Source organism: Acinetobacter sp. R933-2 (genome assembly GCF_030325485.1).
Lineage (GTDB): Bacteria > Pseudomonadota > Gammaproteobacteria > Pseudomonadales > Moraxellaceae > Acinetobacter > Acinetobacter sichuanensis.
Window position 1 is genome coordinate 63,919 of record NZ_JACAIJ010000017.1, and the last position, 10,224, is coordinate 74,142.

General features: G+C 36.2%; 4 protein-coding genes and 1 pseudogene. 4 read left to right on the forward strand and 1 reads right to left on the reverse strand.

The features are described from left to right. Nucleotides 1–310: 310 nt before the first annotated feature. The 4 genes and pseudogenes from HX005_RS16615 to HX005_RS16630 form a co-directional block, all read left to right on the forward strand. Nucleotides 311–1,642: pseudogene (locus HX005_RS16615) on the forward strand (type I restriction-modification system subunit M); the annotation flags it as partial. Further along, nucleotides 1,642–4,896, forward strand: a complete 3,255-nt coding sequence (locus HX005_RS16620; protein WP_286378202.1) for a type I restriction endonuclease subunit R — start codon at nt 1,642–1,644, stop codon at nt 4,894–4,896. The pseudogene HX005_RS16615 and the gene HX005_RS16620, both read left to right, overlap by 1 nt. A 38-nt stretch (nt 4,897–4,934) precedes the next feature. Then, on the forward strand, nt 4,935–6,830 hold the full coding sequence (locus HX005_RS16625) for an AAA family ATPase (RefSeq protein WP_104425925.1): 1,896 nt from the start codon (nt 4,935–4,937) through the stop codon (nt 6,828–6,830). Nucleotide 6,831: 1 nt separating this feature from the next. Beyond that, entirely contained in the window at nt 6,832–8,094 is a 1,263-nt protein-coding gene (locus HX005_RS16630) for a 5-methylcytosine restriction system specificity protein McrC (protein ID WP_286378203.1), read from the forward strand. Between the two features lie 188 nt (nt 8,095–8,282). On the opposite strand, the gene HX005_RS16635 is transcribed toward HX005_RS16630, so the two are convergent. After that, nucleotides 8,283–10,199, reverse strand: coding sequence for a UvrD-helicase domain-containing protein (locus HX005_RS16635; protein ID WP_353622002.1), 1,917 nt, complete (start codon nt 10,197–10,199; stop codon nt 8,283–8,285). Nucleotides 10,200–10,224 lie beyond the last annotated feature (25 nt).

Consider the following 10,224-nt stretch of genomic DNA (forward strand, 5'->3'; position numbering starts at 1 on the left):
TATACCTTCACGATAAAGAGCTTGATAGGTTTGAAGGAGTACCAAAATGGTATGGACAGACGTGAAGGGCTTACTAGAACAAACTTTTAATGATCGGTGTATTTTATATCAACCTTCAATCTGGCCCATTGCTCATTATTGAGCATAAAGCTAAAAATTTCTTTATTTTCAATAATACTTAAAAAACTCATAGGCATACTAATTAATATTCTTTTGTACAGTCTATCTCTAGCAAAACATGTTGTAAATCAGGCACAATGAAACTATAAATTTCAAGTTTTTATAGCCTGAGTGCTAGCGGTATTTTTTAATGACAAATAATAATTTTTCACAAGTAGCAGCTTTTATCTGGTCGGTTGCCGATCTTCTGCGTGGTGACTTCAAACAATCGCAATATGGTCGTGTGATTTTACCGTTTACGCTGTTGCGCCGTTTAGAGTGTGTACTTGAAGCCAGTAAGGCAGATGTATTAGCAGCCAATGAAAAAGTGAAACTCATGCCACTGCCAGAGGAAGCTAAAGAAAAGATGCTGCTGAAGGCAACCAATGGCCTGTCATTTTTCAATACCTCAGAGCTGGATTTAGGCAGCCTGGGTCAAAAAGACATCCGTTCAAACCTCAATACTTATATTCAAAACTTCTCCAAAGATGCACGTGAAATCTTTGAACACTTCAAGTTCGATGAATTTATTGGTCTCCTGGATGATGCCAACTTGCTTTACAAAGTCGTTCAATATTTTTCAGACCCTAAAATTGATCTCAGCCCAAAAAATATATCTAACCATGAAATGGGCTTAGTGTTTGAAGAGCTGATCCGCCGTTTTGCCGAAGGTTCAAATGAAACTGCAGGGGAACACTTTACCCCGCGTGACATCGTTCGCTTAACCACAGGTCTGGTATTTAGCAAGGATGATGATGTGCTGAGTAGTGACGGTATTATTCGGACCATTTACGATCCTACGGCAGGTACGGGGGGATTTTTATCCTCAGGTTCGGAATATGTCTATGAGCATAATCCAGATGCGGTGATGCGCGTTTTTGGTCAGGAGTTAAACCCTGAGTCTTATGCGATCTGTAAAGCAGACATGCTGATCAAAGGTCAGGACGTGCGTAATATCAAACTGGGTAATACTCTCTCCAATGACCAATTGGCCTATGAGAAGTTTGACTACATGCTATCGAATCCGCCATTTGGGGTGGACTGGAAGAAGATCGAATCAGATATTAAAGACGAGCATGAGCAAAAAGGCTTTGAAGGTCGTTTTGGTGCAGGCTTGCCACGTGTGTCTGATGGATCTTTGCTGTTCCTGATGCACCTGATTAGCAAAATGCGTGATACTGACAGCAATAGTCAGGGCAGTCGTATCGGCATTATCCTGAATGGTTCGCCGTTGTTTACAGGCAGTGCAGGCAGTGGTGAAAGTGAAATCCGTCGTTATATCTTAGAAGCCGATCTATTGGAAGCGATTATCGCGCTACCCACTGATATGTTCTATAACACTGGTATTGCGACCTATGTGTGGGTACTGAGCAATAAGAAAGATGCTGAGCGTAAAGGCAAAGTGCATTTGATTAATGCTACTAGCCTCAGTTCAAAAATGCGTAAGTCTTTAGGCTCGAAGCGTAATTATTTATGGGAAACATGAGATCGGATGCAACTTTAGAAACTATCTTCCAGCAAGATATCATTGCACAAATGCAATCACATGGCTGGATTGTGGGTTCTGGGCAGGGCTACAATTGTGAAAAAGCCCTGTATGGGCAAGATGTACTCGACTTTGTACAAAAGACCCAACAGGTCGAGTGGCAGAAGTTTAAAAACATCTTCCCCAATGATACCGAACGCCATTTTCTAGATACCGTGGTGGCTCAGCTTAAAAAAGCTGACATCAATGCCACCGATGTCGAATCTCGCAGCTATGGCACATTGGGCGTATTACGGCATGGTATCCGTACCCGTGGGGTACGTTTTTCATTTTGCCAGTTTAAACCTGAACATGGCTTAAACCCTGAACTGAATCAACGCTATCAGCAAAACATTTGCCGTGTGGTGCCTGAACTGGTATATAGCCCATACGCCAGCAAAGCCGAACTAGAGGCAACAGGCAAACAAGCTAAGAAATGGCGCATCGATCTGGTCCTGTTTATCAATGGTTTTCCAGTGGCAACCATGGAACTCAAGTCTGAGTTTAAACAGGCTGTGCAAAATGCCATGACACAGTATAGAAAGACTCGCTTACCCAAAGACCCTGAAACCAACAAGCCTGAACCCTTGCTGATGTTTAAACGTGGGGCATTGGTGCATTTTGCCGTCAGTCAGTATGAAGTCTATATGGCGACGCATTTGAATGGTGACAGCACCTACTTCCTGCCATTTAATAAAGGCACCAAAGAACAGGGTGCAGGTAATGATGTGCCTGAAGATGTGAATGAATACGCCACGGGCTATTTATGGAATGAAGTCTTAACCCCGGATAGCTTGCTGAATATTTTGGGTAACTTCATTCATTTACAGATTGAAGAAAAGGAAGACTGGGAAGGGCGCAGATACAAAAAAGAAAGTCTGATCTTCCCCCGTTATCACCAATGGAAAGTGGTGAATAACCTGGTTCAAGATTCATTGGCAGAAGGCACAGGGCAAAAATACCTGATTCAGCACAGTGCCGGTTCGGGTAAATCCAACTCGATTGCATGGACGGCGCATCAACTATCTAGTCTGTATGATGCCAACAATAAAAAGATGTTTGATTCGGTGATTGTGGTGACAGACCGAACCATCCTGGATGCACAGCTACAAGATACCATTTATCAGTTTGAACATGCCGATGGTGTCGTGGGGCGGATTAACAATAAAGAAGGTGATGGCTCAAAATCCGAGAAACTGGCCAAAGCCTTGGAAATGGCCCAGCCGATTATCATCGTCACCATTCAGACCTTCCCGTTTGTACTGCGTGCTATTGAAAACAGCGCCAGTTTAAAAGAACGTAAATACGCCGTCATTGCCGATGAAGCCCATTCATCGCAAAGCGGTTCCACGGCGCGTCAGCTCAAAGAAACTTTGATGATTGAAGAGCGTGATGAAGATGAACAGCTTTCTTCTGAAGATGTACTCGATGCGGTGATGGCATCACGTAAGGGCAGTGCAAACCTAAGCTTCTATGCCTTTACCGCAACCCCAAAGGATAAAACCTTACAACTGTTTGGACGCTTGCCCGATCCAAGCATGCCGCCGTCTAAAACCAATATTCCTGTGGCATATCATGTCTATTCAATGCGCCAAGCGATTGAAGAAGGATTTATTTTGGATGTGCTGAAGAATTACACCAACTATAAAGTGATCTATAAGCTGAAGCAGAAGATCGAAGAAAAAGATGCTCAGGTCGATGCCAAGAAGGCCAAGACCAAGCTGAATCAGTGGGTACGCTTACACGATCATAATATTTCGCAAAAAGTGCATATCATCATTGAGCATTTTAAGAAAAATATTATGGGTTTACTCGGTGGACAAGCCAAAGCCATGGTGGTGACCAGTTCTCGTAAAGAAGCGGTACGCTATAAACAAGCCTTTGATAAATACATTACTGAACAGAACTATGCCAACATTCAAGCCATGGTGGCATTCTCAGGCGATGTAGAATTTAATGCCAATGATGCAGACAGTAGTCATCTGTTAGGTCAAAAATTTACCGAAAGCAATATGAACCCGAATATGAAAGGTCGTGAGATGCGTAAGGCATTCGATAGCGATGACTTTCAGGTGATGATTGTGGCAAATAAGTTCCAGACCGGCTTTGATCAGCCGAAACTGTGTGCCATGTACGTGGATAAGAAATTGGGTGGGGTGGAGTGTGTACAGACCTTATCGCGCTTAAACCGGACTTATCCGGGTAAAGCGGAGTCAGGCACCTTTGTTCTGGATTTCTTTAACGATCCACAAGACATTCTGGATGCTTTCCAGCCATATTATCAAACGGCGGAACTGGCGGATGTATCCAATCCTGATCAGGTTTATGATCTGTTTGAAAAGCTGAAAGCCTCAGGCATTTTCCTCTGGACTGAGGTAGAACAGTTCGTTGAGGCCTTCTACAGCAAAAATAAATCCAGTGCAGCACTCGCTAACATCTGTAAGCCCGCTTTACAACGTTGGCAGCATCGCTATAAACAAGCCATCAATGATTATGATGTCACCAAGAACCGTTTAGAACGCTGTAAACAGACAGGTGACGCCGTACTGATTGCCAATGCTGAAAACGAATTTGCTGAAGCGAAGAAAGCCCGTGATGCTCTGGAAATCTTCAAAAAGGATTTAGGCAGTTTCACCCGTTTCTATGAATTTATGTCTCAAATCGTGGAATATGATGATCAAGAACTTGAGAAGCTCAGTCTTTTTGCGCGTAACTTACGCCCAATGCTGCGTGAACAAGCTGCAGATGAAGATGAGATTGATCTGAGCAATGTGGCGATGAGCCATTACCGCTTGTCTAAGTTACGTCAGCAAGATATTCAGCTTAAAGCAGACAGTACTGAGCATAAACTTGAACCTGGGAATAATTTGGGTACAGCCAAGGCGAAAGACAAGAAAGAAGACTTCCTGTCGGTGATCTTAAGCCGCGTGAATGAGATCTTTATCACGGATAAGCTGACTGATAAAGACATGATTAATTATGTTCATACCGTGGCAGATAAGATGTCTGAGAACACACGGATGATGAAGCAGATTCAGAACAACACGCGTGAGCAGGCGATGCTCGGTGAGTTTGATACGGCGCTTGATGACGCCGTCTTGGATAGCAATGATGCCCATACTGAGCAGATGACACAGCTCATGAGTGATCCAACGAAGATGAAGCAGTTTGCACATATTATTTATGATGTGTTGGTGAATAGAGAACGTTAGGTTTTGTTATAAATAAAGATATTTCAGAGTAAAAAAATATGAATTTTTGGCATATGCAGATTCATCCTAGTGATAAAGAAGCTGTTAACCGTACTGAAGCAAAAAGAATTCTTCTCGAAAATGGTGTTATAGGTTTAGGGAATCAATGGCCGAATGATAGAGGACAACCACAAAAATTTAATACGGATGTCCAGATAGGCGATGTTGTACTCATTAGAAGCGATGGTCCACTTGCTCTAGTAAAAGTAATAAGTGAATGCTATGAGAATGTAGATAATAGTATTTGGTTCGATTTGGTTAGAAAGATAGAAATTTTATCGCTAGAAGGCAGTTTATATAAAGGAAAATTTAAGAAATATTATCACGGTAGTTGGAATGATTCTTTATATTTACCCACAACTATTGAAATAGCTAATAATTCAGACTTTATTAAATTTTGGTATCAAGATATAAATGGAAAAGTGGTAATGGATAATACGATTAATTTACTTACTTATAAGTACCAAATAATTTTACAAGGTCCTCCAGGAACGGGGAAAACTCGTTTAGCAAAATTGATCGCTGAAGACATGATCAAACCAAACGTGCTTGGTCATCCAGAAGAAATTATCGATAGTGAACTAAAAAAATTTGATCCGACTAGCGATCATATTCAAGCCACTAGAAAACTCCATCAACGTCTTCGTAATGAGTTTTTAGAACAATTTCCTAAAGAAAGTTTAGACCAGCAATTAACTTTATATAAATATTGTACTGGTACAGGTGAGCGAGATAACTTTTGTTGGTGGATTGAGAGAGGACTTCAACCTTTGGGGTACTATTTCCCAGGATCATCTCGTTCATACCAAATCTATTGGAAAAAGAGTACACAGGAATATAGTAAGCACGGATTTATTAAAAATGTCACTGATGATGAAGCTGCGATGAAAGAAGTAGCACAAAAACTTCATAATTTGGTAAATCAAAAAAATCTTGATGAGGTTGTCAAGTATTTCGGTGATAGCTTCATGTTAAAAATTTTAAATACATACTATCCAACAGAATATTTTCCTATAAATAGTGAAAAAATGATTAACCATGCTTTAAAAGTTTTTAAATTTGATTGCTCAGCTCTAAATTTATTTGAGAAAAATAAAAAGCTTTATGAAATTTATCTGGATAAAAAAACAAAATTTAATTTAGATATTTCAGTTTTTGAATTCTCAAATATTTTGTCTACCAATTTTAATTTAAAAACTGGAGAAGATATTAGTGAAAAAAATGAAGTGATTAGCCAAGGTGAATATCAAATTATACAATTCCATCCAGCATATTCTTATGAGGATTTTGTAAGAGGGATTGTTGCAGAAACTGATGATAATGGAAGTATATCTTATAACGTAGAAAATAAAATATTAGCAGATTTTGCAAAAAAAGCTCAAGAAAATCCAAATGGAAAGTATGTATTAATCATTGATGAAATTAATAGAGCCAATTTACCTTCAGTACTTGGTGAACTTATTTATGCTCTAGAGTATAGAGGAGAATCAGTGGTATCTATGTATGAATATGGGGATAGTGGAAGGGAGATTATTCTCCCTAAAAACCTATATATCATTGGCACAATGAACACTGCTGATCGATCTGTAGGACATATCGATTATGCAATAAGAAGGCGATTTGCATTTGTTGATGTGCGACCAAATGAGTCCATTATTGAAAATCAAAAAGCTAAAAATCTTTTCAAAAATGTAGATTCATTATTTAAAGAACATCTGTCACCCGATTTCCAGAAAGATGATGTCATGATTGGGCATAGTTATTTTTTAGTCCAAGATGACAATAAACTAAAAATTAAATTGGATTATGAAATTAAACCAATTTTAAAAGAATATTTGAAAGATGGGATTTTACTAGAGTCTGCTGCAGCACATATTGAGAACTTAAAGGTCTAAAGTGAATTTACAACAAACATTTGAACATTTGCCTCTTAATATCACAGTAGATAATTTGGCTAATGTCAAAGAAATTATTTTTTGTGATAATAAGGAAAAAAAGTGTATAGAGCTTAAATTTAGTCAAGGTGGTATTACCTTACGTACTAATTATTATGTTGGTGTTGATTGGCTTAAAAAGAATGACACAGCTATTTATGTAGCTCCAAAATTGAATGAGGAGACAAAAGAAACTGACTATTTCCAGATGTTATTCTCATGTATGAAACATTCTGATATATCAGCGTATTCAAAGGATTTGTACGAAATTAAGTTTGATGAACCATATATCGAGATCAATCAGAAACAGGATTTAATTACACCACTGTTAATGATCAGGTATCTGCAAGTTTTAAAATCTGTAGTTCGAAAAGGGTTAAAAAAGTCATATTACCGAGTAGAACAGAATTTAAGTTCTAAGATCAAAGGTAAGGTGCTTGTCTCAAAGACTTTAAAACAAAATATCTTAAAGAACAGACCTAATAAGACTATATATAATTTTGAAGTCTATGGTGTCGATTCTATTGAAAATAAAATTTTAAAGTCTGCTTTGAAATTTGCAGAGATGTATTTGGCAAAATATCGGCAATTTTCGGATTATTTTTTGCCTCTAATAAGCTTTTGTAAACCAGCTTTTCATGAAGTAGATGATAAGAATTTTGATCTTCATTTAACTAAACAAACGAAAATAAATGCTTTTTATAAGGAATATAAAGAAGCACTCGATTTAGCAAGAATGATCATAAAGAGATTTGGTTACAATCTTAAGGAAATTGATGACAAGGTAGTAAGTGTTCCACCTTTTTGGATTGATATGCCAAAGCTCTTTGAACTTTATGTATTAGGGCTACTAAAAGAGAAATATGGTAAGAAAATTCATTTTCAGGAAAAAGCCAATTATGGTGAACCAGATTTTCTATTAATTACTGAATCTGAAAAAATAGTGATTGATACAAAATATAAGCAGCTCTATCAGGATAATGAGAAAAATAGGGGGCGATACAATTCTGATGATATAAGACAAATTGCAGGATATGCTCGTGATAAAAAAATTCTGAAATGCTTTGGTTATAGTGGTGAAGAAATGGAGAATATTGTTGTAGATTGTTTAATTATTTATCCAGATCAACGATCTTTCGAACAATTACCCAAATTATTAAAAGCTCAGCCAATTGATCAATTTATAAAATTTTATAAGATGCCTATCAAATTACCTACATTATAATTTTATATTTTGAATAGTAGTTTTAAATATTTTGTTACATTTGTGGTGGAATATCTACGGTTGATAATAAATTTAATAGCTTCATCTTTAAACATCTGGGATGTATCCTTGTCCACTCATAATGTTCTCTCCTATGTGAAATGAATAGTCAAAATTTGTCTAGGAGCGGGGCAGACCAAGATTAATCACTATTCAATATTTTTAACTTCCCATATATTTCGATCTATTGTGTTTAGGTATTGTTCAAATCTATTTTTGTGTATTGCTATACATAGTAGCTGAGTTGCTCGTGAAAACCCTACATATGCCATTTTTGTTGATTGTTTCGCTCTTTCAGTGGTTAGATTAAAGGGATTTCCTAAAAATTGATTTGCAAGTCTTTGCGACTCGTAAGATTTAGCATTACTGCCTTTTCCATCTTCATAATAATATGATTCTAAATATAGTGTTGCATCATGTGTTTGACCTTTAACAGAATGAACACTAGTAATTTCAATTTTTAGATCATTTTCTTCAATAATATTTGAAGTAGAAGTTTGATTGTTACTAGTTTGGTCAATACCAGTTGTATCATTGTTAATAAAATTACTGCACGTTAAAGAAAGACTATAATTTTCTTTAAAATAAGAAAGGAATACAGGAATATAAGTTTGTAAATCAGACAAAGCCTGATTCGGTTCATTTTTAATTATCTTTAAACAAATTTGATATACTTTTAAGTTTAAATCTGCATAATTTTGCTCTGAATTTACCTTTAGGTAATTAATTAAATTTAAAATAGTATAAAGACGATTTTCATTTGTCGAAATCTTTTCGATTCTTAAGATCTTAAGTAGAGCATGAAAAATATTTTTTCTAATCATAGATAGAGTGGTGTACTTTTTATCATAGAAATGAAGGTAACTTTTTAAGCATTTATAATCCTCTTTAGGTTTTTGTTCATTTTTTTTAAAAACTTGATGATAATCTTCTAATCTAAGTTTAGACGGGTTAGTACGACTAGCTTCATCTTCTTTCCAATCGGTATTCCAACTTATGACTTTTATTTCTAGAGGTTTATCTTGACGAAAGTTTAGTTCACCAGAACCTTTATATTGTTGTACAAGTTGAGAAAAATGTGGGATAACGTTCTTAATAGATGAATCTGAAAATAATAATATATGCGGTTTAAGCTGGCATTCATTCATTCCTATTATGCTTGAGCAGTGTTCAGGATATAGTGCAAAATTTTTAACAATATTTGCGATTGGTCTACTTAAACGCTGGCTATTTGAAAGGTGAAAAACATTGTCCCTATCTTGCCAAATTGATTCAGTTTTTATTGAATTATAAATAGATTGATTTTTGTCTCCTATTCTTTGAATTGTACTATTTGTATCCTTATTTTCTGTAAATATATTTTCAATGAGCTCATATTGGTGAGTATCCATGTCTTGCACTTCATCAATAAATATGTATTGAAACCTTTTATTAATAATTTTGTAAATAATAGGATAATTACTTAGATATTTTTGTGCTAAAGCATAGCAATCGCTAAAGCTAAGAATGCCAGTTTTTAGTAAATTAAGTTTTATGTTTGCTAATTCTTTATATGTAGTTGTATGGTTACCAATTTTTGGAATATTTACTTCTTTATTACTCCAAAAATGCTGAAATATTTCTTTATTACTTATAAATGAATTACTTAATATGTCAATATAATTTATGCCACGTTTTGAAAGAGCTATTTTTGTATTGTATGAAAGAGCAAATTCTATTTGTTCTGCATATATTTCATTATCAATACGTAGCGGTTTTTTCTTAAGTTTAAAATTATAATAAGGAATAGCTAAAAACTCATTTACAAAACTTTGTATCGTTCCAATAAAATTGGGATAACGAAAAAGCTTTGGGCAGTATTGATGAATTTTTTCTTTAATTTCGTCTACGGCTGCATTGGTATGAGATAGAACTAAAATTCCTGAACCATCAGATAAAGGGAGCTTAGTTTCTAAAATTAATAATTTTGCCAAAAGAGCTGTTGTTTTTCCACTACCAGGAACAGCTTGTAAATCAGAGGTGGTCCCACTTGTTTGAACAACTAAAAGCGTATTTATAAGTGATATTCCGCTCTAGTTAAGCCACCTTGTT